The 24,400-nt window shown below is 63.6% G+C and carries 23 protein-coding genes; 3 read left to right on the top strand and 20 right to left on the bottom strand.

Annotated elements, in window-relative coordinates; genetic code table 11:
• Positions 1 to 2: 2 nt before the first annotated feature.
• From ACZ89F_RS21110 to ACZ89F_RS21100, 3 genes are all read right to left on the bottom strand, one after another.
• Positions 3 to 869, bottom strand: a complete 867-nt coding sequence (locus tag ACZ89F_RS21110) for a carbohydrate ABC transporter permease (RefSeq protein WP_107648637.1) — start codon at positions 867 to 869, stop codon at positions 3 to 5.
• Positions 869 to 1,765 (bottom strand): carbohydrate ABC transporter permease, encoded by an 897-nt coding sequence (locus ACZ89F_RS21105; RefSeq protein ID WP_023808865.1) that lies wholly within the window; start codon positions 1,763 to 1,765, stop codon positions 869 to 871. Before ACZ89F_RS21105 ends, ACZ89F_RS21110 begins: the two co-directional genes overlap by 1 nt.
• A 135-nt stretch (positions 1,766 to 1,900) precedes the next feature.
• Positions 1,901 to 3,220 carry an ABC transporter substrate-binding protein gene (locus ACZ89F_RS21100; RefSeq protein ID WP_183444804.1) on the bottom strand — a complete coding sequence of 440 codons (1,320 nt, stop codon included), beginning with the start codon at positions 3,218 to 3,220 and terminating at the stop codon, positions 1,901 to 1,903.
• 168 nt (positions 3,221 to 3,388) lie between these two features.
• Here ACZ89F_RS21100 and ACZ89F_RS21095 point away from each other — a divergent pair, with 168 nt between their 5' ends.
• A complete protein-coding gene (locus ACZ89F_RS21095) occupies positions 3,389 to 4,174 on the top strand; it encodes an IclR family transcriptional regulator (RefSeq protein WP_109661711.1) in 786 nt (261 codons plus the stop codon).
• A 65-nt stretch (positions 4,175 to 4,239) separates the two neighbouring features.
• Entirely contained in the window at positions 4,240 to 5,079 is an 840-nt protein-coding gene (locus ACZ89F_RS21090; protein WP_476093922.1) for an amidohydrolase family protein, read from the top strand.
• Positions 5,080 to 5,097: 18 nt separating this feature from the next.
• Here the strand turns inward: ACZ89F_RS21090 and ACZ89F_RS21085 are convergent, their stop codons facing one another.
• The 8 genes from ACZ89F_RS21085 to ACZ89F_RS21050 all read right to left on the bottom strand — a co-directional run bounded on the left by ACZ89F_RS21085 (position 5,098) and on the right by ACZ89F_RS21050 (position 12,656).
• Positions 5,098 to 6,069, bottom strand: a complete 972-nt coding sequence (locus ACZ89F_RS21085) for an ABC transporter permease (protein WP_476093921.1) — start codon at positions 6,067 to 6,069, stop codon at positions 5,098 to 5,100.
• A gap of 1 nt (position 6,070) precedes the next feature.
• Positions 6,071 to 7,021: an ABC transporter permease gene (locus ACZ89F_RS21080; protein WP_476093920.1), complete on the bottom strand. Its 951-nt coding sequence runs from the start codon at positions 7,019 to 7,021 to the stop codon at positions 6,071 to 6,073.
• Entirely contained in the window at positions 7,018 to 7,761 is a 744-nt protein-coding gene (locus ACZ89F_RS21075; RefSeq protein WP_476093919.1) for an ATP-binding cassette domain-containing protein, read from the bottom strand. Before ACZ89F_RS21075 ends, ACZ89F_RS21080 begins: the two co-directional genes overlap by 4 nt.
• On the bottom strand, positions 7,754 to 8,491 hold the full coding sequence (locus ACZ89F_RS21070; RefSeq protein ID WP_476093918.1) for an ATP-binding cassette domain-containing protein: 738 nt from the start codon (positions 8,489 to 8,491) through the stop codon (positions 7,754 to 7,756). Before ACZ89F_RS21070 ends, ACZ89F_RS21075 begins: the two co-directional genes overlap by 8 nt.
• Positions 8,492 to 8,563: 72 nt before the next feature.
• Positions 8,564 to 9,751 carry an ABC transporter substrate-binding protein gene (locus ACZ89F_RS21065; RefSeq protein WP_476093917.1) on the bottom strand — a complete coding sequence of 396 codons (1,188 nt, stop codon included), beginning with the start codon at positions 9,749 to 9,751 and terminating at the stop codon, positions 8,564 to 8,566.
• Positions 9,752 to 9,776: 25 nt separating this feature from the next.
• Positions 9,777 to 10,946, bottom strand: a complete 1,170-nt coding sequence (locus tag ACZ89F_RS21060; protein ID WP_476093916.1) for an extracellular solute-binding protein — start codon at positions 10,944 to 10,946, stop codon at positions 9,777 to 9,779.
• A complete protein-coding gene (locus tag ACZ89F_RS21055; RefSeq protein ID WP_476093915.1) occupies positions 10,943 to 12,103 on the bottom strand; it encodes a CaiB/BaiF CoA transferase family protein in 1,161 nt (386 codons plus the stop codon). The genes ACZ89F_RS21060 and ACZ89F_RS21055 overlap by 4 nt, the downstream gene beginning before the upstream one ends.
• A gap of 1 nt (position 12,104) precedes the next feature.
• Positions 12,105 to 12,656, bottom strand: coding sequence for a MaoC family dehydratase (locus ACZ89F_RS21050; protein ID WP_115143819.1), 552 nt, complete (start codon positions 12,654 to 12,656; stop codon positions 12,105 to 12,107).
• A gap of 199 nt (positions 12,657 to 12,855) precedes the next feature.
• On the opposite strand from ACZ89F_RS21050, the gene ACZ89F_RS21045 reads away from it, so the two are divergent.
• Positions 12,856 to 13,953 carry a lactonase family protein gene (locus ACZ89F_RS21045; protein WP_476093914.1) on the top strand — a complete coding sequence of 366 codons (1,098 nt, stop codon included), beginning with the start codon at positions 12,856 to 12,858 and terminating at the stop codon, positions 13,951 to 13,953.
• Positions 13,954 to 13,999: 46 nt separating this feature from the next.
• On the opposite strand, the gene ACZ89F_RS21040 is transcribed toward ACZ89F_RS21045, so the two are convergent.
• The 9 genes from ACZ89F_RS21040 to ACZ89F_RS21000 all read right to left on the bottom strand — a co-directional run bounded on the left by ACZ89F_RS21040 (position 14,000) and on the right by ACZ89F_RS21000 (position 24,339).
• Positions 14,000 to 14,986: a Tim44 domain-containing protein gene (locus ACZ89F_RS21040; protein WP_476093913.1), complete on the bottom strand. Its 987-nt coding sequence runs from the start codon at positions 14,984 to 14,986 to the stop codon at positions 14,000 to 14,002.
• 74 nt (positions 14,987 to 15,060) lie between these two features.
• Entirely contained in the window at positions 15,061 to 15,360 is a 300-nt protein-coding gene (locus ACZ89F_RS21035; protein WP_476097325.1) for a TFIIB-type zinc ribbon-containing protein, read from the bottom strand.
• A 219-nt stretch (positions 15,361 to 15,579) separates the two neighbouring features.
• Positions 15,580 to 17,607 carry a CocE/NonD family hydrolase gene (locus ACZ89F_RS21030; RefSeq protein ID WP_476093912.1) on the bottom strand — a complete coding sequence of 676 codons (2,028 nt, stop codon included), beginning with the start codon at positions 17,605 to 17,607 and terminating at the stop codon, positions 15,580 to 15,582.
• Positions 17,608 to 17,655: 48 nt separating this feature from the next.
• Positions 17,656 to 18,633: an ABC transporter ATP-binding protein gene (locus ACZ89F_RS21025; RefSeq protein ID WP_476093911.1), complete on the bottom strand. Its 978-nt coding sequence runs from the start codon at positions 18,631 to 18,633 to the stop codon at positions 17,656 to 17,658.
• Positions 18,630 to 19,613 carry an ABC transporter ATP-binding protein gene (locus ACZ89F_RS21020; protein WP_476093910.1) on the bottom strand — a complete coding sequence of 328 codons (984 nt, stop codon included), beginning with the start codon at positions 19,611 to 19,613 and terminating at the stop codon, positions 18,630 to 18,632. Before ACZ89F_RS21020 ends, ACZ89F_RS21025 begins: the two co-directional genes overlap by 4 nt.
• A complete protein-coding gene (locus ACZ89F_RS21015; protein WP_476093909.1) occupies positions 19,610 to 20,449 on the bottom strand; it encodes an ABC transporter permease in 840 nt (279 codons plus the stop codon). The genes ACZ89F_RS21020 and ACZ89F_RS21015 overlap by 4 nt, the downstream gene beginning before the upstream one ends.
• Positions 20,450 to 20,477: 28 nt before the next feature.
• Complete coding sequence (locus tag ACZ89F_RS21010; RefSeq protein ID WP_476093908.1) at positions 20,478 to 21,425, bottom strand: ABC transporter permease; 948 nt, start codon at positions 21,423 to 21,425, stop codon at positions 20,478 to 20,480.
• A 52-nt stretch (positions 21,426 to 21,477) separates the two neighbouring features.
• Positions 21,478 to 23,037: an ABC transporter substrate-binding protein gene (locus tag ACZ89F_RS21005; protein WP_476093907.1), complete on the bottom strand. Its 1,560-nt coding sequence runs from the start codon at positions 23,035 to 23,037 to the stop codon at positions 21,478 to 21,480.
• Between the two features lie 309 nt (positions 23,038 to 23,346).
• On the bottom strand, positions 23,347 to 24,339 hold the full coding sequence (locus tag ACZ89F_RS21000; RefSeq protein WP_476093906.1) for a dipeptidase: 993 nt from the start codon (positions 24,337 to 24,339) through the stop codon (positions 23,347 to 23,349).
• Positions 24,340 to 24,400: the final 61 nt, after the last annotated feature.

The following is a 24,400-nucleotide window of genomic DNA, read 5'->3' as shown; positions in this document are numbered from 1 at the left end:
GATCAGCCTTTCACCGCGCCGGAGGTCAGGCCGCCGACAAGGTGTTTCTGGACGATGTAGGTGAGGGTGAGCGCCGGAATGATCATCACCACGGCGAGCGCGCACATGCCGCGCCAGTCGATGGTGAACTCGGCGGTGTAATCGAGCAGGCCGACTGGCAGCGTCTTGGCGCTTACCGAACGCGTCAGTTGCGAGGCCAGCGCGAACTCATTCCAGCAAGTCAGGAAGGCGAAGATCGCGGCTGACGCGATGCCCGGTCCGGCAAGCGGAAACTCGACCTGCCAGAAAGCCTGCCAGCGCGTGCAGCCGTCGATCTGCGCTGCTTCCGCAAGGTCCTTGGGCACCTGGCGGAAGAAGCCGTCGATCAGCCAGATCGTGAACGGCACGTTGAGCGCGACATAGGCAAGGATCAGTCCGAAATGCGTGTCGATGATGCCGAGCCGGACGTAGAGGAAGAACAGCGGCAGCGAGAGCGCGATGCCGGGCACCGTGCGCGTCAGCATCAGGCCAAGGAAGACGCTGGATTTGCCGCGGAAGCGATAGCGCGCGAAAGCGTAGCCGCCGGCCATGCCGATGGCGACCGCGATCACCGTCGAGGTCACCGAAATGATCAGCGAGTTGCGGAAATATTCGATGACAGGGATGCCGCCCTTGCCGATACCGCTGAACATCGCGACATAGGCGTCGAATGAAATCTCCTGTGGGATCCACACGGGCGGTTTGGCCATGATCTCGACGGTCGGCCGCAGCGACGAGATGACGATCCAGAGACCCGGCAGGCAGATCGTCAGCATCGCCAGGAACAGGCCGATGCGGTAGACGACGCCAAGCAGCCGGCGCTTCAGGCGGGCGGAAGAATTCTCGTCCATCACCACTCCGCACCGATCTGCGTGCGCGCCGCGGCGAGCTTGTTGAAGAAGTAGACGGTGAAGGCGATCGACAGCAGGATCGAGAAATAGGCCATGGCATTGGCCATGCCCATGCGCCCGTCGCTGTAGGCGGTACGGGCCACCAGGGTCCATAGCAGTTCCGTGCGGCCCGCCGGTCCGCCATCGGTCATGATTTTGACGATGTCATAGGCGCGCGCGACGTCGAGCGAGCGGATGGTCATGGCGATGTAGGCGAAGGGCATGACGAACGGCCACGTCACATAGCGGAACGTCTGCCACGGCGTGCAGCCGTCGACCCGCGCCGCCTCGATCGGCTCCTTGGGCATGGCGAGCAGACCGGCGAGGATCAGGATGGCGAAGATCGCCGTCGACGACCAGATCTCGGCGATCGAAATGGCGATGAAGGCGAGATGGCCTTCGATCAGCCACGGTATGGCGTCCTGCGTGATGCCGAGCGACTGCAAGGCATTGTTCACCAGGCCGATATTGTCGTTGAACATGAATTTGAACTGGAAGCCGACGAGGATCGGCGAGAACATCATCGGAAACATCATCAGCGTGCGCAGGATGCGCTGGCCGCGCGTCGCCTTCTCGACCAGCATGGCGAGGCCGAGGCCGAGCAGCATTTCAAGATTGAGCGCGATGGTCAGCAGCAGGACCGTGCGACCGAAGGCCCACCAGAAATCGGTGTTGGACAGGATCGAAAGATAGTTCCGGATGCCGATGAAGACGTAGAACGTTTCGGGCCGCGTCAGGCGGAACGGGGTGAAGCTGGAGTAGAGGGACAACAGCAGCGGCACGACGACAACCGCCGCCAGCACGATCATGGCCGGGAGCAGCAGCAGGAATGGCGCGGATGGCTTGAAGCCCTTCATCGGAATCCTTGAGGTGTTTGCATGGACGGCGGTGCAGGAAACGGGGACGAAGGAGCGGCGTAAACCGCTGAGCATCGCGCGACGCGATCGCCTCCCCCATATCTCCTATGGGGGAGGCGGCCTTGGGAGCCGTTACTAAAGCTTGCCGGCGTCCTGGAGGATTTGCGTCGCCTTGGCGGCGGCTTCATCCAGTGCCTGCTTCGAGGTCTTGTCGCCGAGGATCGCCGCCTGCAACTCGGGATAGACGGCGTTCGAGATCTCGATCCATTCAGGCGTCTGCGGCACGGCAAAGGCGTGCTTGGCCTCTTCCTGGAAGGCGGTAAGAACCTCCTTCTTGTAGGGATCGTTTTCGGCCTGCTTCAGGTCCCAGTCCCAGACCGCGGTGCGGGTCGGCAATGGACCTGCGGCGGCCTCGAGCTTCTGGCTGTCCTCGTTGGTCAGCCACCACACCAGGGAAGCCGCGGCCTCCTTGTTCGGGCAGTTCTCGGTCACCGAGAAGCCATGGAAGCCGGACCAGCCGGTGCGCTTGCCAGACGAGCCCTTGGGTGCGACTTTCACGCCGACATTGCCGGCGACCTTGGACGACTTCGGGTCGTTGAAGAAGCCTGCCCAGCCCGGCCAGTCGAGGTTGATGGCGACGGTGCCGGAAGCAAAGCCCTGGCCGAGATCGTCCCACAAATAGTTGGTGGTGCCGGCCGGCACGGCCTTGGCCTTGTAGAGGTTGACGAACCAGTCGAGCGCCCGGATGCCGGCCTCGGAGTTGAAGACCGGCTTGCCGTCCTTGTCGAGATACTCGCCGCCCTCGGCGACGACCATCTCGTAGAAGCGGCCGTTGATCGCCTCTTCCTTGCCTGCGAACTGCGTGCCGTAGAAATTGGGCGGGTTGGCGAAGAACTCGGCCTGGTCGGTGACTTCCTTCCAGGTGTCTGGCGGCACCAGATCATAGCCGTATTTCGCCTTGAACTTGGTCTTGTTGTCGGCGTTCTCGTAGAGGCTCTTCTGGTAGTAGAGCGCCGAAACGTCGAACTGCGCGCGCGGCAGCATCTCCAGCTTGCCGTCGATGGTCGCCGACTTGATGGTCGACGGCACGAAGGCGTCGATCTCCGCCTTGGGCAGCAATTTGCTCAGGTCGGTGTAGAGGCCCGTATATTGCGGCGCGAAGGACGAATGGTTCCAGCCGACGCACCAGTTGGTGCTGCCCGAGGCAATGTCGGACTTGAGCTCCTTGTCGATGTCGAAGCCGTTCTTCTTGGTCAGGATGTTGACCTTGGCGCCGGTCGCCTTCTCCCATTCGGGAATGCGCTCGTAGAGTTTTTCATATTGCTGGCCGCCGATCAGCTTCACGTCGACGGTCACGCCTTCGAACTTGCCGGGCAGGTCGCCGGCAAGGGCAGCGCCTGCACCTGACGCAAGCATCAATACGCCGGCGGACACGCCGGAAAGCAGTCTGTTCATTGGTATCCTCCCTTGGTGCGCCTCAGCGGCGACCGCAACTCGTCTGATGACAAGAAGTGCTACATTCATATACAAACAAAACATTCATGGGTACGTCAAGGCGAAATTTGTTTCCGCCAGGCTTGTTCCTGCGTATATGAAGGGTGAAATTCACTGGAGGGATGGGCCATGGACGACAGCGAAGACGAGCGCTATCGCGCGCCGGCGCTCGACAAGGGGCTCGATATCCTCGAACTGCTGGCCGGCGTTGACGGCGGCCTGACGCAGGCCGAAATCGCCAAGAAACTCGACCGCAGCCCCAACGAATTCTACCGCATGCTCGACCGGCTGGTGCGGCGCGGCTACGTCACCAGGCTCGACGGCGACCGCTATTCGCTGACGCTCAAGCTGTTTGGCCTGGCGCAATTGCATGCTCCGGTGCGGCGGCTGGTTTCCTACGCGACGCCGCTGATGCGCGAGCTTGCCGAGACCTCGCAGCAGGCGAACCAACTCGTTGTTTTTGATCGCGGTTCCGCCGTCGTCATCGGTCAGCAGGAGGCGCCGAACTACTGGGGCATTTCGATCCGGGTAGGCTCGCATATCAGCCTGTTCGACACGGGTTCGGGGCATGTGCTGCTCGCCTTTCGCTCCCCGGAAGAGCGGCAGATGATGATATCGGAACACGTCCGCAGCACCGACAAGACGGCGCAATCGGCCGAGTTCTTCACCCGTCTCGACCAGATCCGCGACCGCGGTTACGAGATGATGGCCTCGATGCAGACCGCCGGCGTCTTCAACCTCTCCGCCCCGGTGCGCAGTTCCGATGGCAAGGCGATCGCCGCGCTGTCGATACCCTACATCACCGTCGTCAACGCACCTTCGGCGCCCGACATCACAAGGACGATCGAACTGCTGCTGGTCACGGCTGAAAAGCTGTCGCACCTCGCCGGCTCCGCAGTCGGCTCATCGGCATAAATTCTTATTTGAATGAAGAATTCCTCCGTGAGATGATTTGAAAAAGCCCGGAGGAGGAGCCAGCCATGATCATCGACACCCATCTGCATCTCATCGATCGCTCGGCCCTGCGCTACCCCTGGCTCGCCGGCGTGCCGGCGCTCAACCGCGATTTCTCCTATGAGGACTACGCCGTGGAGGCGCAGCGTGTCGGCGTCGAGCGCGTGCTGCACATGGAGGTCGATGTCGATCCGGCCGACATCGAGGCCGAGACCGCTCGCATCCAAGGGCTGTCACGGCAGCCCGGCAGCATGCTGGCCGGAGTGATCGCGTCCTGCCGCCCTGAAGAAGCGGATTTTCCCGCCTATCTCGAAACGCAGCGAGCAAACCCATTCGTCAAAGGCTTCCGCCGCGTCCTCCATGTCGTGCCCGACGAGCTCTCGGAAGGCGCGCTGTTTCGGGGCAACATCAAGCGGCTTGGCGGCACCGGCCTAACCTTCGATCTCGTCGTGCTGCCGCCCCAGATCCCCAAGGCGATCGCGCTGGCCGACCTGGCGCCTGACGTGACGTTCGTCCTCGACCATTGCGGTGTGCCCGACATCAAGGGCAACAGCGAACATCCGTGGCGCGAACACATGAGCGAGATCGCGCGGCGGCCGAATGTGGTGGCCAAGATTTCCGGTGTCGTCGCCTATGCCGATCCCGGCAGCTGGACGGCCGAGACGCTGCGGCCCTATGTCGAACACACAATCGGTGCGTTCGGATGGGACCGTGTCATCTGGGGCAGCGACTGGCCGGTCTGCACGCTTGGCGGCGGCCTGTCGACTTGGGTGGCGGCGACCCATGCGCTGCTTGCCGGTTGCAGCATTGCGGAACGCGACGGGCTGCTATCCGCGAATGCGCGCAAGCTGTGGCGACTCGACTAAGCGGGTCTGACCGTCGCGTCAGATCGTCGTCGAGACGTGCCGCTCGCGGCCGTAGAGCGAGACCAGCAGCACGATGATGAAGCCGAGCGCGGCCTGCACCGCGGACGGCTGGAAGCCGAGGCCGATCAGCAGCGTGTTGATTTCGGTCAGCACCAGCACGCCGGCGATCGTGCCGAGATAGCTGCCGCGTCCGCCGACAAGTGCTGCGCCTCCTACTACGACCGCCGCGATGGTCTGGAACAGATAGGGCTGGCCGACATCGCCATAGGCCGAACCGGTGAAGCCGAGCAGCAGCACACCTGCCACGGCGGCGAAGAAGGCGCTTGCCGCATAGGTGATCACCCACATGCGAACCGGGTCGATCAGCGCCAGCGGTGCGGCACCCGGATTGCTGCCGAGCGCATAGAGCCGGCGGCCATAGGGCGTTCGCTCCAGCACCAGGACGACGAGGGCGGCAAGCACGACCAGGCTCGGCACCAGCCACGGAACCGGCAGCGGTCCGGCCGATCCGCCGATCGAAACGAAGCTGGAGACCGCTTGCGGCGCGGAGCCCGACGGGAAGCCTGCCGTCCACAACAGCACCAGCCCTTGCACCACCATGCCGATGCCGAGCGTGACGATCAGCGGCTGAATGTCGAGGCTGCGCGAGATCAGCCCGTTCAGCCCCCCGATGATGATCGCCAGCACCCCGACGAGGCCGCAGACCAGGACAAAATTCCAGCCATCGCCGTAGAGCTGTGCCGCCACGACATTGGAAAAGCCGATGACGAAGGGGATCGACAGGTCGATGCCGCCCATGATGACGACCAGCGTCTGGCCGATCGAGGCGACGGCGAGCAGCGAGGCGAGCACCAGCATGGCGCGTATCGCAAACGGCGCCGAATAGCCGGGAATGAGGACCGTGCCGGCGAGATGCAGAAGGGCGGCGACGCAGAAGGCGCCGACGACGCGAGCGTTGGTTGTCGCGAAGAGGTTTTGGCGCAAAACCATGTCAGCGACCTCTCATGGCAAGACGTTCCTGAAGCGCGGTCAGCATCACCGCCAGCACCAGTATGGCGCCATAGGCGATCTGCAGCACGAAGGTCGAGACGTTGAACGTCGTCAGCACGCTCTGCAGCAGGAAGATGTCGACGGCGCCAATGGCGGCGCCGGCGACGCCGCCACGGCCGCCGGCCAGGCTGACACCGCCGAGCGCGACGGCGGCAATCGCAATCAGCGTGTAGGTCGGCCCGATGTTGGGGTCGGCGGAGCCGATCAGCGCGGTCAGCATCAGCCCGGCACATCCGCTGAAAAGGCCGGTCATGACATAGGCGATGAAGCGCACGCGCGTGACATCGACGCCGGCGGTGTAGGCGGCCCGGTCGTCGCTGCCGACCGCCATCAGCTGGTCGTAGTATGGCGTACGCCGCACCAACCACCAGGCAATGAACATCAATGCCAGCGGCAGCATCGACAGCGGACCGGACAGTGCCTTGAGCCAGGCCGGCGCCGGGCCAATTGGTGCCGGCAGGATCGTCAGCGTCACACCGGTGAGGATCAGATAGGTGCCGAGCGTGGCGACGATCGGCTGGATGCGCACGACAGTCGCCAGAAACCCGTTCACGGCGCCGACCAGTGCGCCGACCAGCAATGCTGCCGGTACCAGCACCAGGGGCGATGAGATGCCGGCGCCGAGGAACAGCACCTGGATGGCAAAAGCGTTGACGAAGCCCATCAGCGGTCCGACCGAAATGTCGATGCCACCGCGACCGGCGAGGATCACCGGCGTCGAAGCGATGGCCGCACCGATCAAGGGTGCGGCCAGTCCGACCAGCGCGCCCCACGAGCCCGGCTGGAACCGTCCTGGGCTGAGGGCGAGATTGACCGCAAGCAGCACGACCAGAAGCACGACCGCGAAGCCGACATTTCGCCCGAGAGACAGGAGACGCGCGACAGGGCTCATGCCGCACGTCCGAACATGGCAGTGATCACGCTGCCGGTGGTCAACGCCTCGCCCGTGATTTCAGCCGCGACTTCATTTTCGCGAAACACCAGCACGCGCTGGCACAGAAGCAGAATCTCCTCGATCTCGCTGGACAGAATGACGAGCCCCATACCCTCGGCCGCCAGCCCGCGAAAGACATCGTAAAGAACATGCCGCGTCGCCACGTCGACGCCGCGCGTCGGGTCGTTGAGGAGCAGGATCGCAGGCTCGAGGGCCAGCGCGCGTGCCAGCAGCACCTTCTGCTGGTTGCCGCCCGACAGGGTGGTGATCGGCGCATCGGGTCGGGGTGCTACGATCGACAATCTTTCGCGGTAGATGTCGTAGCGCGCCTTGCGCGCCGCCGGGCTGATCAGCCCAAGCCGCGTATCGCGCGACAGTGTCGAGACGGCGAAATTGTCGAGCACCGACTGCGTCGGAAAAATGCCGTTCGCACGCCGGTCGCGCGGCAGGTAGGCGATGCCGCTGGAGACGGCCTTGCGCAAGCCGGTGATTTTGCGGGGCTCACCGGCCAAGTCCAGCACGATCGAGCCCCCATACGGCGACGCCAGGCCGGCGAGCATCTTGAGGAACAGCTCCTGGCCATGACCATCGAGGCCGGCAAGGCCGACGATCTCGCCTGGAGCGATCGCCTGCGTGATCGGGCTGGCGCCGGGCGCGATGACGAGATCGCGAACGGTGAGGGCAGCGCGGTCAGCCATGTGCCAGTTCCGCTGCGGTGCGTGGCGCCATGGCCTTCAGCAATTCAGCCGGCGTCGAGGCGCCACGCTCCTCGGTGCGCACAACGCTACCGCCACGCAGGATCGAGATGCGATCCGAAAGCGACATCACCTCGTCCATGCGATGGGTGATGAACAGGATGAGGCAACCTTCGCCGGCCAGCGCGCGCATCAGGGAAAACACGGATTCGCGATCGGCGAAGTCGAGCGCGGCGGTGACCTCATCGAGGATCAGGATCTTTGGGTTGCGCACGGTCGCACGCGCGAGAACGACAAGCTGTTGTGCTGCGAGCGGCAACAGGCCGGCTGGCATGTCGAGAGACACTTCGGTGACGGCGAAGCGTTTCAGTGCGGCGGCGGCCCTGTCACTGCGCTCATTGCGGGGAACGACGCGCTGGACCAGTCCGTCGAGGCCGAGCAGGATGTTGTCCGTCACGCTGCGGTCCGGCGCGATCAGCACCTCCTGGAAAACCGTGGCGAAACCTTGCGCCTGGAACGCCGACGGGCTGGCGCCTGAAAACGGCTTGCCTTGCAGCAGGATCGCGCCGCTGTCCGGCTGGACGATGCCGGACAACAGCTTGACCATGGTGCTCTTGCCCGAACCGTTCTCGCCCAGAATGGTATGGATGGTTCCCGCCCGGAACGCGATCGAGGCGTCCGCAAGCGCGACCGTCTCGCCATAGCGTTTGGATATGTTCTTGATTTCAAGCATGTCGTGTTTCGATGCTGGCGAGCCGGCTCCGCGAAGGGAACCGGCTTGCTGAGAGAGTAGGTCGCGCAGGCGTCACTTTGCGCAGGCGTCTGGCACCTTCGAATAATCCCAGCCCTTGGTCGGCGCCGGGTTCGAGAAATAGGCATCGAGCCATTCCTCCGGCATCGGATCTTTCGGCGGGATCGGGAAGATCGAGACGGCATCCGTCGTCATGCAGTCCTTGTACCATGCGCCGAGATCGGTGCTGTGCACCGGCGGGATCGGGATCAGCAGCGTGTTCAGCTTCGGCTTCTGGCCGTCGAGCATGCGCTCGCCGACACGAAACAGCGTCTCGGCGGTCCAGTGCGGCAGAACGGCATGGCCCTCGAAGCGGTACTTGTCGGGGTTGGCCTTCCAGTAGCCCAATGCGTCACCCGTGATCGAACCGGTGATCAATGGCGCCGGCCGGCCAGCTTCCGCGAAGGCTTCGGCGACGACACGGCTTTCGCTGCCTGTCGTCCACACCGCATCGATCGGCGCCGGGTTGGTGGCGATCGCCTGCAGCACCACCGTCTTGGTGACATTGGCCGTCCAGTTGCCGTTGACGTTGCGCGAGATCTTCAGCTTCGGATTTTCGGCCAGCGCCTTGTCCGCGCCTTGCCGTTCCTGGACCACGATCGGGTGGCCGGCAATGCCTTCGACGAGAAGGATGCTGGCGCCGTCCGGCTGCGCCTTGCCTATCGCCGTCATCATGTCATAGCCCCAGCGCGCATAGTTGGAATCGACATTGATGGCGTTCGGGCTGGTCACCGAACCGGCCGCGGTGATGAACGGAATGCCGGCCTTGGCGGCTGCGTCGATCGCATCGTCAAGCGCCGTCGCCGAGCCAGGGATAGAGGTGATGATCGAGCATTTCTTGTCGATGAAGGCGCGGATCTGGTTGATCTGCTGGCTGGCGTCGTTGTTGGAATCCGACACCTCGAAGCTGGACACCGTTCCGTCTGCGATCAGCCCGTCGACAAGGCGCTTCAGCTCCTTGGTCACCGTGACCCGCCACGGGTTGCCCTGGTAGGATTCAGAGTGGCACCATTTCCACGGCTTCGGTGGCGCGGTGAAATTGTCCCAGGCCGAAGGCAACACCTTCTGCGGCGCGCCGTCATACTGCGCCTTGAGTTCGGTCGGCAGTCCGCCGATGACGCCTTGCACATCCTGGGCATGGGCAACGGTTGCGATGGATACAAACGCGGTTGCGGCCATAAGGCCGCTTATCATTCTTGTCATCTTGATCTCCTCCGTTCGGTTTCGTTCAGGCTCCTCCACCGGCAGCGCCGGACACCTGTGCGGGAGAACTGTCCCGGAACAGGCGATTGAGATCGGCAACGACCTCGGCGGCTTTGTGCCGGGAGGTCATGCCGGAAAGGATACGGTCGGACGCCGCCTGCTGGAACGCCATGTAGCCGTCATGGCGTGGCCGCACCCATGCCCCTTCCAGCGTTGCGCGTGTGTCCCGGTAGAAATTGCCGGTCGCCGCATTGACGGTCTGGTCCTCCCAGGCTGCGGCATGGCCGGGCTGGCCGCCGGCTGTGGCATAGGGCCCGCGCTGGACATCGCCGCTGGCCACCCAATAGGCGAAGTCGATCGCGGCATCTCTGGCCCCGGAAAAGGCTGATACGGCTATGCCGGTGCCGCCGAGCGCCGAACCGGCTGGACCGCCGGAGCCGATGACCGGAATGTCCGCAAAAGCCAGCCGGTTCAGACGAAAACCAGCCGCCGCATAGGAGACATAGCCATAGATCAGTGGCGCGCAGACGATCCTGGAGTCGGCCTCTGCCATGCGCTCCGAGACGGCAATCGGATCCATCTCGAAACACGCAGGTTCGACCAGCGCGGCGATCTCGCGCATCGTCTCAAACACTTTATTACCGGGTCCAAGATCAATGAGGTCTTGGGACGGATCGGTTGCGCAGGGATGTCCGAGATTGCCGGCCAGCGTGTAGAACACCATCAGCACATGGGGCGGCCGCAACGGCAACAGCACGCGGCCTTGTCGGGCGAGATCGAGCACCTCGCTCCAACGCGCAGGCGGCGCCTCGAGCGCGTCCGGCCGCCATGCCTGGACTTGGCTGGCCGCATCGATCGGGAACGCCCACTGCCGACCTTGCCAGTTGTAGCTCGGATAGGATTGGCCGACGCTGCCTGAGGCGAGCGCGGCGAGCTCTGTCCCGCGGCCGTTGACGTCGAGAGGCTCGAGACAACCCTCCGCCGTGATCTGGCCGACATGCGGATGGTCCATGACGATGAGATCATAGGCGCGCGCCAGTTCCTCGACCGGGAAGGATTCGAAATCCTGCAGCGAGCGCTTGTCCCATTCGACGGCAATGCCGGTCTTCTGCTGCCACAGCGCCGAGCACGCGACCATCGGATCATAGCCACGCGGATGGCTCCAGGTCATGCCCTTGAGTGTGGGCACGCTCACAGGCCGAACTCCTCGCGGATTGCCGCACTGTGCTCGCCGATGCGCGGTGCCGCCCGATCGACCTTGGCTCTGATCCCATCGACCCGAAGCGGCGAACTGGTGGTGAGGATCGAGACGTCGTCCTCGCGCGTCACCGTCTGCAGCATGTCGAGCGACTGGAAGCCTTCGCTTGCCAGCATTTCCGGCCAGGTCAGCACCTTGGCGCACCAGATGTCGGCGGGCTCGAGGATATCAAGCCATTCGTCGATGGTTTTGGTGGCGATCCTTTGTGCGATGATCGCCTTGATGTCGTCGCGCGCGGTGAACCATGACGCAGGCTTATCGCGATAGGGTGCGAGTTCGCTGAGCGACAGCAGATCGGCCAGCTTGGGGATCGGCGTCATGGCGATGGCGAGATAGCCGTCCTTGGCCGGGTAGACGCCGTAAGGCGCCGACAGATAGGCATGCGCACTGCGGAATTTGGAGCGCCGGGGCAGGCGGCGGCCGTCATTGAGATGCGTCGTCAGCACCTCGAACTGGAAATCGACCAGCGCCTCCAGCAAGCTGGTTTCGATATGGCTTCCCTGGCCGGTGATGCCGCGCCGCACCAGCGCCGCGAGGATGCCCTGCGCGCAGGCCGCACCCGCCAGCATGTCGCCGATGGCGAGGCCGAACGGCACCGGCCCCTGGTCTTCGTCGCCGTTCAGCCACATCACGCCGGAGCGCGCCTGCGCCAGCAGATCCTGGCCCGGCCGCTTGACCCAAGGACCGTCCTCGCCATAGCCGCTGATCGAGGCATAGACGAGCCTCGGGTTGATCTTGCGGACGGCATCGTAGTCCAGGCCGAGCCGTTCGATGACGCCCGGCCGGAAATTCTGGATCAGCACGTCGGCCTTGGCCAGAAGGCCGCGCAGCACCGCAAGATCCGCCTCGTTCTTGAGGTCGATCGCGAGACTTTCCTTGGCCCGGTTGATGGCATGGAAGATGGTGGAATCGCCGCCGATCTCGGTGTCGCTGAGATAGAGCCGGCGCGACAGGTCGCCGCCATCCGGACGCTCGACCTTGATGACGCGGGCGCCGAGATCGAGCAGCCTGAGCGAGCAATAGGGCCCGGACAGGAACTGGCTCATGTCGACGACGACGAGACCGGCGAGCGGCAATTCGGCTGCTGCCGGCATGCTATTTCTCCGTCTTGCCGACGAAGTCGGCCGGGTTGCGGTACTTCACCGTCTGCAGATGCTCGCAATAGAGAACGAGCTCGCCTTCACCCTTGAACACCTCGTAGCTGGCGCGGATCAGCCCCATTTCCTTGTAGCGGGGCTTCTTGTCGAGGTTGGAGCGGATCGAATAGATCGTGTCGCCAATGAAGACAGGCTTTATGAAACGCAGCTTGTCGTAGCCGTAGGAAAAGGCGTTGACGCAGTTGGTGGCGACCAGCCCCAGGCCAGCCGAAAAGACGAAGGCGCCGGCAATCAGCCGCTTGCCGAAAATCCCTTCGCTCTCGGCAAACATCTGGTCCTGCACATAGGGGTGGATGTCGAGCACCAGCGTGTTGAAAAGGTGGCTGTCGCCTTCCGCCATCGTGCGGCGCAATGAGCGGATTTTCTGGCCGACCGGCCAATCCTCGTAGAACCAGTTCTCGGCGTTCCACACCGGCAGCGCGGCATGGTCCTCGGGCATGTTTTTTGGATGCGTCGAGGCAACGCCGACGGTAGGCGCGAAATCGTTCATGGCCGGCTCCGCCAGTCCTGAAGGGGGCACGCCGCAGCCGTCGGAAAACGCATCAAGGCGTCGAAATGCAAAACGTTCCCTCCCGTCAATCTTCTTTTGTAAATAGTATTTTCACATATGGGGTTGCGTTGCAAGCGTGAACAGGCGAAATTTTGACTGCTCCCGCGCGCCGAAGCGCAGGCGGGCAGGGGAGGAAATCATGCACAACGCCTGTCTGGTCTTTGTCGGCAGCCTGAACCGCGAGGCGCCCTATTTTCAGGGCGCGCGGGGTGTCGGTCTCGGCGTCTACAGCTTTGACGAGGCGACGTTGGAAACACGAAAACTGGCCGAGACCAATGACGTCGACAATCCGACATTCCTGTCGGTGACGCCGGACGGCTCGCATGTCTATGCCAATTCGGAAGTCTTCACCTGGCGCGAGGGCACCGTCTCCGCCTACAGCTTCGATCGTGCCTCGGGTGCGCTCATTTATCTGAACAAGCAGCCGTCGCTGGGCAGCATCACCGCCCACAACACCATTACCCGTGACGGGACGAAGTTGCTGGTTGCCAATTACGGCATGGGCGAGGGCGGTCCGGATCGCGCGGTGGCTGTCTATGGCTTCGACAACAACGCAGCGCTGTCGGCGCCGCTCGCCAGCGTATCGCATTCCGGCTCCGGCCCGAATGCAGCGCGTCAGGAACGCTCGCATGCGCACAGCGTCACCGAAACCATTACCGGCGGCATGGCTATCGTCGCCGACCTCGGAATCGATCGGCTGGTGTCCTACCGCATCGAGCGCGACGGCAATCTGGCCAAATCAGCCGAATCCGCCTTGCCACCCGGCGCCGGTCCCCGTCATCTCGCACTGCATCCTAACGGACGCTTCGTCTTCGTCATGAACGAGTTGGATTCGACCATCGTCTCGATGGCGCTAGACGAAGCCAGCGGCAAGCTCTCGATCATCGACGCCAAGCCAGCGGTGCCGGCCGAGGCGCGCGACAGCAATCATTGCGCCGATATCCAGATCGCGCCGGATGGCCGTTTTGTCTACGGCTCCAACCGTGGCCATGACAGCGTCGTCATCATGGCCGTCGACCAGCAGACCGGCGCGCTGAGCCTCGTCGGCTATGTCCCTTGCGGCGGTGCGACGCCGCGCAATCTGGCGCTGACGCCGTCAGGCGGCCATCTGTTCTCGGCCAACCAGAATGCCGACCGCATCTCGATCTTCGCCCGCGACGCCGACAGCGGCATGCTGACCGACACCGGGCGCGCCATCGAGATCGGCACGCCAATGTGCGTCAGGATCGTGCGCTGAACGATCGCAACTCCGCATCGAAGCCTCGGACAAAACCGGCCGGGCCTCAAGCCTGTTGTATTGCAGAGAGCTTCCAGTTCGATCCATTCTCACGCACGAATGTCCACAGCTCGGTCGTCTCTGTCGGATGGTCCTCGTCGCCCGCGACGACCTTGCCGCTGGCCCGTTCGCGCGTCACGTCACGAGACTCGTAGCGCAACGCGGCCGTGGCGTAGTCGCGGTCATCCTCGCGCCAGCTTTCCGCGACGTCGGCCTGCAGCAAAGTGATGTCCGTTACCTCGTTCCTGAGACCTTTCTGGGCGTTGTCGGCCAGTTCCTCGGACAGATAGGACACCATTTCGGGTGTCACCGCCCGGCGCAGAGCGGCATGGTCTTCGCGCCCGAATGCTTCCTGGACATCGGTCAACAGCTGCTGGAATGCGTCGAGGTCGGTCTGGGCCAGCGTGATCTCCTCAGAGGCGGCGGCCGGAGAGCCTCCGCCCGAACCGCCGCCGAAACCGGGAATCGTGAAAGGGCGCGCAGTCTGCTGCTGTGCCGTCGCGCGGTTCTCAAATCGCGAAGCCTGGGCATTGCCGGCACCGGCGAGCGCCGGGGCAGGACCACGCGCCGATTGCGAGCGAAAGAACCTGATAGCCAGCATGATTGCGCCACCGATGAGCAGCGCCTGAAGCAGGAAACCGAACATGCCGGCCAGACCGCCGAAGCCTTGGCCCACGAGCAGGCCGATCAGGCCGCCGAGCAGCAGGCCGCGCATCATTGTTCCACCGAAGCCGCTCATGAAGCCGGGCCTCTGCAGGCCGGCCTGCGGCTGCCGGGCAGCGTTGTTCACGCCGGTGTTGGGCGTCATCGAACGCTCGACCGGAGCGGTCGGCGCTGGCGCGGTTCTGGTCGGCGGCGCCGACTGGAACGTACGCGTTCCGCGACTGCCGAAACTGCCGCCGCGACGGGCCTCGGCATGATCCATCGCGACCATGGAGAACGCGAGGAACAGTCCTGCAAAGAGGGCTGCGAATCGACTTGTGCGAGACATCATCGGGGATGACCTTTATCGATGTGGTTTTCGGGAATTTTCAGCAAACGCCGGCACGGGTGCCGGGCGTCATGCGGTCAATCGAACAACTCTTCGAAGAATGATTTCTTCCGCTTTGGATAGCGGTGACCCTGCGAGCGGGAATAATCGTCATCGCGGCCATGGCCAGGTTGCGGCTGGGAGAACACTGCCGGCTGCGGCTGCGGTGCGGGCGAAGCCTCCCTTCCGGAACGCTCGATGATCTTGTCGAGTTCGCCTCGATCAAGCCAGACGCCGCGGCACTGGGGACAATAATCGATCTCGATACCTTGGCGTTCGCTCATCACGAGAGCGACGCGGCAGGAGGGGCAAACCATACCAAGGAGGGAAGATGTCATGTGGGCTCCGAACCGAAAGGAATAAGCCCGCTTGACCGAAAGGATGGAAACGGGCCCGTTAAAGCGGTCCGACATCACAGTCGCCAAAAGCGACAGTCAGAGGGGCCCGGCCCGCACCAGACAGTTAGGAATGCAGTGCCGCGCCTTCAAGAGTGATATTGCCCGCAAGAATGATTTGTTTGCCATCGCGGGCTTTGATCGCCAGCCCGCAGCCGCCTCTCAGTTGAGATCGCGCGGGTACTCCTTGAGCTCGCTGCGGTCGACGATCAGTTCATCGCCATCATGGGCGGTGATGTGGGTCTCGATCCGCCAGACTGTTCGCAGTGCCCTTACCGTCGCCTTCACCGAAAGCCGCGCCTGCCAGTCGCCACGGCCATAGGATTTTTCCCAGGTGCAGGTGCCAACCGCCGAGTTCGGATCGTCGGGGTGGATGGTGAACCGGTCAACATGCCTCGCCGAAAGAACCATCCCGGTATGCGGATGTAGCACCGTGCCGCCATCATTGACCACCTGATAGACGGTCTCGCCGGTGACCTGGTCCGTCGACACCGAGCGCTGGAAGCCGTCGCCCTTGACCAGAACCTCCTGCTCCATCGGCCTGGCGCTTTCCGGTCCCAGGAAGGCCCCCAGCGTGTCGTCCAGCTTCTGTGGCGCGCGCACCGGCAGGATCAGCCGGCTGTCGCCGCAATGGATCGACAGCGTCGCCTGCTCGGCGGTAGGGAAGACAATCGGCCAGTGCGATGTCGCCAGCGCTAGGCGGATACGCTGGCCTACCTCGAAACGCTGCCCGCAACAGCGCAGCTTGATGCGGACGGTTTCAGCCTGGCCCGGCACCATCGGCTCGATGTCCAGATCATCGTTGCGATGGGTCAAGTTGAGAATGCCGTAGCTGATGCGCGAGGCAGCACCTTCCGGAAACACCTGGGACAGCGTGGCGGACAGAAGTGCGACGGGCTTGTCGGAGGAGAGCCTGACTTCGAATTCGGGGAAGCCAAGGATCTCGACCGCTTCGGTCAAGGGCGCGGTCTCGAAGATCAGGGCATTGCCTTCTTCCGTGCGCTGGTCGACCGGCAAGGTCGGCATGACGCCATAACCGCACCAGGCGCCGGAAGACAGGCCGGCCGTCTGCGGCGACGAAATCTCCAGGATCGCGTCTTCGCCCCTGGCCTCGCTCAGGACGTGTGGCGCAAGGTTCAGCACCTTTTCGCCGACGCCAGGTCCCGGCCACGACGGTTCCGCCACCCAGCGGCCGGGCCGCTCGTCATAGATCGCCGCCGGCCGTGCGGAATCCTGAATCCAGGCGCGCAGCATCGGCTCGTCGGCAATGCCGGTGTCGATGCCCTTGAGATACTGATCCCACCAGCGCAGGCACTCCTGCAGGAAACCGATGCGCGGCCCTGGCATGGCGAAGTGCGGATATTTGTGGCCCCAGGGCCCAATCAGCCCCTTGCGAGGGCCGCTCAACTTCTCCAGCATCCGGAAGATCGGATTGGGATAGCCGTCGGCCCAGCCGCCGACGGCATAGACCGGGATTTCGACATCGGAATAATCCTCGCAGATCGAGCCGTGCTTGTAGAAATCGTCGCGGCGCTGGTGTTCGAACCAGTCCTGCATCCAGATGCCGTTGCCGTTCAGCCGTTGCTCCCAGAGATCGCGCCAGCGATCACCGACGATCAGCGGATCGGGCGGCGTCATGGCGATCGCCCAGGCGGTGGTTCCCCACATCAGATTGTCGCACATCATGGCGCCGCCCAGATAATGCACGTCGTCATTATAGCGGTCGTCGGTCGAGCACAGCGAAACGACGGCTTTGAGCGCCGGCGGGCGGCGGGCGGCGACCTGCAGCCCGTTGAAGCCGCCCCAGCTGATGCCGATCATGCCGACGCTTCCCGAGCACCAGGATTGCCGGGCCAGCCATTCGATGACCGCCACGCAGTCATCCTGCTCCTGCTTCAGGTACTCACCCTTGCACAGCCCCTCGCTGTCGCCCGAGCCGCGCATGTCGACCCGCACGCCGGCATAGCCGTGACCGGCGAAATAGGGGTGCGTCAGCGCATCGCGTTCCACCGTTCCGTCGCGCTTGCGATAGGGCAGGTATTCGAGGATCGACGGCACCGGATCAGCCTCCGCGTCTTCCGGCAGCCAGACACGCGCCGCCAGCTTGACGCCGTCAGGCATCGGAATCCACAGGTTCTCGATCTCGCGGACCTTTCGTGGGAAATCGGTGACGACGCGGATATCTTGCATGGTGGCTCCTCTCAACGCCCCGGCCGACACTTGTGCCGATGACGATCCTTATGTGTTCAGCGGGAAATGGCAGGTCAGGCGGCTGTTGCCGACTGTGACCGGGACGGGGACATCCACCGCGCAACGGCCCTGGGCCTGCGGGCAGCGTGTGTGAAATTCGCAGCCTGAAGGGCGCGCCAGCAAGGACGGAACGTCAGCCGGCAGCGTGATGCGCTGGTGAACCCGATCTGGGTCCGGCTCGGGATTGGCGGACAGAAGTGCTGCCGTATAGGGATGGTGCGGGGCGCGGAAGATCGCCTCGGTTTCGCCCTGCTCGACGAAGCGTCCGAGATACATCACCGCCATACGGTCGGCGATCTGGCGCACGACATGCAGGTTGTGGGTGATGATCAGCATCGACAGGCCCATGCGGTCGCGCAGATCGTTGAGCAGGTTCAGCACCTCTCCCTGCACGGAGACGTCGAGGCCGGCGGTCGGCTCGTCGGCGACGACCAGCACCGGGTCCAGCGCGATCGCCCGCGCCACGCCGACGCGGCGCGCCTGGCCACCGGAAAGCTGGTGCGGGTAGCGGTCGGCGAAATCGCGCGGCAGCCCGACCAGCGCAAGAAGCCGTGTGACTTCGGCGCTCAGATCGCGATCCGACAGGCCGTGAATGACGAAAGGCTCCGACAGCAGCGACCGCACGCTGAGCCGCGGCGACAGCGACCCAACCGGATCTTGGAACATCATCGGCATGCGCCGCCGCACTGGCTTCAGGGCGGCGTTGGACAAGCCTTGCAGTTCCTGCCCCTCGAACTGGATCGTGCCTGCCCTTACGGGCTGAAGACCGTTGAGCGTGCGCGCCAGCGTCGTCTTGCCCGAGCCGGATTCGCCGACCAGCGCGAAGGTGCTGCCTCGTTGAAGCGTGAAGCTGACGCCGGAGACCGCTTCGATTTCAGTGGCCTGCCCGGCAAGCCTGGCGGACAGGCCGCCGACCCGGAACGAGACACGCAGATCGCTGACGCGGAGCAGGTCGTCGGAGCTCATACGTGCATCCCTCCCAGAGGAATATCCGCATGCCAGCAACGGGCAATATGCGATCCACCGATGACAGCACTGGGAGGCACGGTCAGGCATTGGGCGTCGGCGCGATCGCAGCGCGGCTGGAAAACGCAACCGCTCGGCCGATGGCGCAGGTCCGGCAAGGTCCCGGCAATGGTCGGCAGGCGGGGCACACGCTGCGACAGCCGGGCGGGATCGCAGGCCAGCAGCTTCTGCGTGTAGGGATGACGCGCGTCGTGGAAGATCTCGCGGGTCGTGCCGCTCTCCACCACCTCGCCGGCATACATCACGATCATCTCGTCGCAGAGTTCCGCGATCACGCCCAGATGGTGCGAGATGAACAGCACCGAGCAGCCGATGTCGCGCTGCAGATCCTTGAGCAGTTCGATGGTGGCGACTTCCAGCGTCGCATCGAGCGCCGTCGTCGGCTCGTCGGCAATCAGCAGCGCCGGCTCCATCATCAGCGCCATGGCGATGGCGATGCGCTGCTTCATGCCGCCGGAGAATTCGTGTGGGAACTGTGTCAGCCGGCTTTCCGGATCGGGAATGCGGACCATGCGCAGCATGGCGACCGAGCGCGCATCCTTGTCCCGCTTCGACAGACCCGAGCGATACTGGATGTCGCGCATCTGCCGCCCCACCGAAAGCACCGGGTTGAGCGCGCCCATCGGATCCTGGAACACGGTGGCGATCCTGAGCCCACGCAGGCCGCGCATCGCGGTCGGGTCGAGCAGGGCCAGGTCCTTGTCGCCCTCGAAGATGATCTCGCCCGATGTGATTTCACCATTATCGGCGAGCAGGCCGAGAATGGCATTGATGAGCGTCGATTTCCCGCAACCGGATTCGCCGACCACACCGACGCTGCGGTTGGCCGGCACGGAAAAGCTCACCTGCTTCAGCGCCTCCAGCCGGCCGCTCTCGGTGTGGAAGGCGACGCTCAGATTCTTGACCTCGAGAACCGTCATGACCGTCCCTTCAGCCGGGGATCGAAGAGGTCGCGCAGCGTCTCGCCGAAGAAGGTGAAGCCGAGCGTGGTCAGCACGATCGGCAGGCCGCCGGCAATCACGATCCAATAGGAATCGCGGATGTTGGCGAAGCCGTCATTGAGGATTGCGCCCCAGCTTGGTGTCGGTGGCCGCACACCAAGCCCGAGGAAGCTCATCCCGGCTTCGATCGCCACCACCACGGGAATGTCCATCGATATCAGGATCAGGATCGGGCCGATGATGTTGGGCAGGATATGGACACGCAGGATGCGGCCGGCGCTGGCGCCCATCGAGCGCGCCGCCATGACATGTTCGGCTGACTTCAGCACCAGCGTCTGCGTTCGGATGATGCGCGCATAACCCGGCACATTGACCAGGATCACCACCAGCACCACCGCATAGAGCGAGGGACCGAACAGGGTGACCAGGGTCAGCGCCAGCATGACGGTGGGAAAGCTCTTCACGGCGTCGAAGATCAGCAGCAGCACATTGTCGAGCCAGCGCGGCCCATAACCGGCGATCAGCCCCAGCACGACGCCGACAACCAGCGACACCGCTGTCGCGCCGAGCGCTATCAAAAGCGCGACGCGCCCACCATACAGCACGCGGGTCAGAAGATCACGGCCGAGATGGTCGGTGCCGAGCAGATGCAGGAGGCTTGGTGAAGCGAAGCGTTCGGCCGGTGATATCTTGCTCGGCGCATAGCTGGTCAGGAGGCTGGCGAAGACCGCCGACAGCACCACCACCGTCACCAGTGTCAGGCCGACGGCGCCGAGCGGCTCGCGCATGATGCGGCGCACGGTGCGCCATATCATGCCGAGACGGCTGCTTGCGGAAGACAGCTCAGTTGAAACTTGATCTGACACGGGGATCCAATAGGCCGACCAGGATGTCGGCCGCTACATTGACGAGGACGAAGAAGACCGTGGTGACCAGCACGGCTCCCGAGACGATGGGGTAGTTGCGCACCGAGATCGCCTCATAGACCAGCTTGCCGATGCCGGGGCGGGCGAAGACGATTTCGGCGAAGACGGAAGACGACAGCATGTGGCCGATGCCGACGCCGAGCAGGGTGATCGTCGGCAGCACGGCGATGCGCAGCGCGTAGATGTAGACGATCCGGTTTTCGGTCAGGCCGAAGGCGCGCGCGGTGCGGATATGGCTGGCTTCCAGCGTCTCCAGCATCGAGGCGCGCACCATGCGCGAGATGTAGCCGATCCAGCCAAGGCCGACCGCCAGCGACGGCAGGATGAGGTGCTGGAGCCGGCTGGCGAGGTCGCCCGGTTCGCCGGCGCCGATCGCCGGCAGCCATTGCAGGGCGACCGCAAACACCAACAGCGAATAGATGGCGACGACGAAGGACGGCACCGCGATCATCGCCACCGACAGCACCCCGATCACCTGATCGACAAAGCCGCCGCGCCGCACCGCCGCGATGCAGCCAAGCGGAATGCCGAGCGCCACCGACCAGGTGATGCCGCCGACCACCAGCGCCAGCGTGAACGGAAGCTGTTCCATCACCACGTCCAGCACCGGCCGGTTCGACAGGACCTCGGTGCCGAGATCGCCGCGCAGGACCGATCCGTAGAAATGCAGGAACTGCCGCCACACCGGCTGGTCGAGGCCCATGCGCACGCGCAGCGCCTCCATCATCTCCGGCGTCGCGCGCGGGCCCAGCGCAACGGAGGCCGGGTCGCCGGGAATGAGGTAAACCATGGCGAACATCATCATCATGGCGACGCTGATGATGATGGCGCCAAGCCACAGACGCGTGAGGGCGTAGCGGATCATTTTCGGTACCTGCCGGACGATCTTTGGCGGGGACGAGCCCCGCCCGCCGATATCATGCCGGTTTGAAATCGGTGAACACGGGTTCGCCGTTCGGCTTCAGGCCGGCGACCAGCGTGTCTCGATTCATGATGCCGGTGACCTCATGCGTCAGGAAAACGTAGTTGCCGTTTTCCTCCATCAGATCCTGGAGCTTCTTGTAGATGACATCGCGTTTTGCCGCGTCGAGCTCGACCATGCCTTCGGCATTGAGCTTGTCGAACTCCTCGCTGGAAAAACGCTCCCAGTTCCAGACGCCGATCTGGTCGCGGGTGAACCAGGCAGTCGCCCAGCTCGGGTCCGGCTGCATGGAAAAACGGCTGATGATCATCTGCAGCTTCTTCCAATAGTCGCCTTCCTTGGCGCCAAGCGTCCAGAAGGTGCCGCTGTCATTCTGCTTGATCTCCACAGTGAGGCCGACATCCTGCAGGTTCGACTGCACGACCTGCGCTGCGGTCAGGCGCTCGGTCTTGTTGAGGATGTCGATCGTGATCGTCGTGCCGGCCAATCCCTCCTTGGCGATCATGTCGCGGGCGCGGTCCGGATCGAAATCGAAAAGGTTCTTCTCGCGATGGCCGGGCAGGCCGGGCGCGATGATGCCGGTGGCGGTGGCGGCTGCGCCGAAATAGGCGGCGTCGACCACTGCCTTGCGATCCACGGCGTACTGCACCGCACGTCGCATGTTGGGATTGTTGAAAGGCGCGACATCCTGGTTCATGCCGAGCCAGACAAAGGCCAGCGAAGGCTTCTCCACCACCGTCGTCTTTGGCGGCGGCGTCTGCTTCAGCCGCGAGATGGAGGACACCGCGGTCCAGGTGTAGTCGAGGTCGCCCGCCTCATAGCCGAGTTCGGCGGTCTTCTCGTCCTCGATCGGATGGATGTGGATCTCCGCGAAGGCGCCTTGCTCGTACTTCCAGTCGGGATTGCGGACCAGCACGGTGCGCTGCTTGGGCAGCCATTCCTTCAGGATGTAGGGCCCCGATTGGGCCACCGGCTTGACGCCCATCTTGCCACCGAGCTCGGTGATGGCGCGCTTCGACAGAATGGTGCCGGACGGCGTTGGCAAGGTCGACGTCCACAGCGGCGCGAAGGCCTGCTTCAGGTGGATCAGCCCCGACAGCTTGTCCTTTACTTCGACTTCCTTGAGCGTTGCCCAATCGCCGGAGTAGGGGCTCTTGTTGGCGGGGTCGGCGATGCGTTCGATCGAAAACTTGACGTCTTCGGCCGTCATCTGGCCGTAGCCATCGGTGAAGCCGATATTGTCGCGCAGCTGGAAGGCGACGGTCAGCGGATCGAGCTGCTTGATCGTTTCCGCCGCCATCGGCCGCCAGCCCCAGCTGTCGCCCGGCGTGGTGACGACGAGGCCGGCGAAGATGACGCTGGTGATGTCGCCTTCAGGCGCCGCCAGTCGGAAGCAAGGGTCGAGCGTCTGGATGTCGGCGTAGGAGCGCACCTTCAGGATCGGACCGTCGCTCGACCAGGAAATTTTTGGATTGACCATTGAGGCGAGGCCGAAAGCGCCGGCTCCGGCAAGCAGGCTGCGGCGGGAAACCCTGGTGTTGGCTAGAATGGACATGCTCTACCCCTCTGCTGTTTTGTCTTGTTTTTCGAGCCGCTGGCCATTCTCCAAGCCGGGCCGAATGTGTCGGTCAGCTAAAACTGCTAATAATAGACACGTATGTCTAGCGAAAATTTTGCCGGCACGTCCGAATCTTGGATACGGACGATCTTGCGGAAAATCTCGACATCTGTTCCGACCCCGCCGGCGCGTCGACTTGGGCAAGCAGGTGGGCGAAATGTGATCGCCCACACGGTGCGGCCTGGCCCGCCATTCGGTGGTACTTGGATCAAGAGCTGGAGCGGAGATGCACCTCTCCGCGGCCGATCACTTCCAGATTTCAGCCGCCAGGCGCATGAAATTGCCGCCCAAGACATCGCGCACGGCCTGCTCGGACTGACCGCGGCGCAGAAGTACGTCGGTCAGTTCGCGCATCTGACCCGGAGCCGAATAGGTCGTCGCCCCTTCCGGATATTCGGTCTTGGGCCAGAATTGCGGATTGTCGGAAATGATGCGGTCGATGCCTTTGACGTCAACCGGAAAGGCGTAGTCCAGTCCGATGCCGACATGATTTGGGCCAACCAGATCGACGAGATATTCGATGTGGTCGGCCAGCCTGTCCGAGTCCGTCCGTCCTTCTCCCAGGAAACGATTGAGCCCGACGATCGCAACAATACCGCCGGTGCGCGCGCAGGCCTTTATCTGCTCGTCGGTGATGTTGCGGCCATGGCCGCACAGGGCCTTGGCGTTGGAGTGCGAGAAGATGACCGGCCTGTTGGAGTACTCCATCACCTCCATCGAGGTGCGGTAGCCGGTGTGGGTGACGTCGACGAACATGCCGAGACGGTTCATCTCGTCGATGACCTGGCGGCCGAACGCCGTCAGGCTGGTCTCGACATCGTGGCAACCGCCGCCAGCCAGGTTGTTCCTGTTGTAGGCAAACAGGATCTGGCGCACGCCCAGATGGTGATAGAACTCCACCATCTCGATGCGGCCATCGAGCGCGTTCATGCCCTCGATGTCGAAGGTGATCGCCAGTTTGCCCTCGAGCTTGGCCTTGCGGATTTCCGCGACGGAGGAGACCAGCGTGTAGTGCTGAGGATTGGCAAGGATCCAGTGGCGGAAATTTGCGAGCGTCCGCACTGTCTGCTCCCAGGGCAACAGGTCGAAGCCGACATCGATCGACAGATAGTTGATGCCGGCGTCATGCCAGATCCGAAGATTGTTCAGGTCCGCTGCCGGGTCCGGCATGAAGCCGGAATGCGCATCCCATATGATTTCACTGTCGAAAATGGCCTGGGCGGCAGTCGAAACGTTCACTTTTTCCTCGCTCTCTCGGCAACACCAATACGACGGAAGGCCGGATCAGGCGGCGTTCCGG

This window comes from Mesorhizobium sp. USDA 3734 (assembly GCF_056279665.1).
The sequence above is the reverse complement of the archived record's forward strand: the minus strand, read 5'-3'. Positions and strand labels throughout refer to the sequence as shown.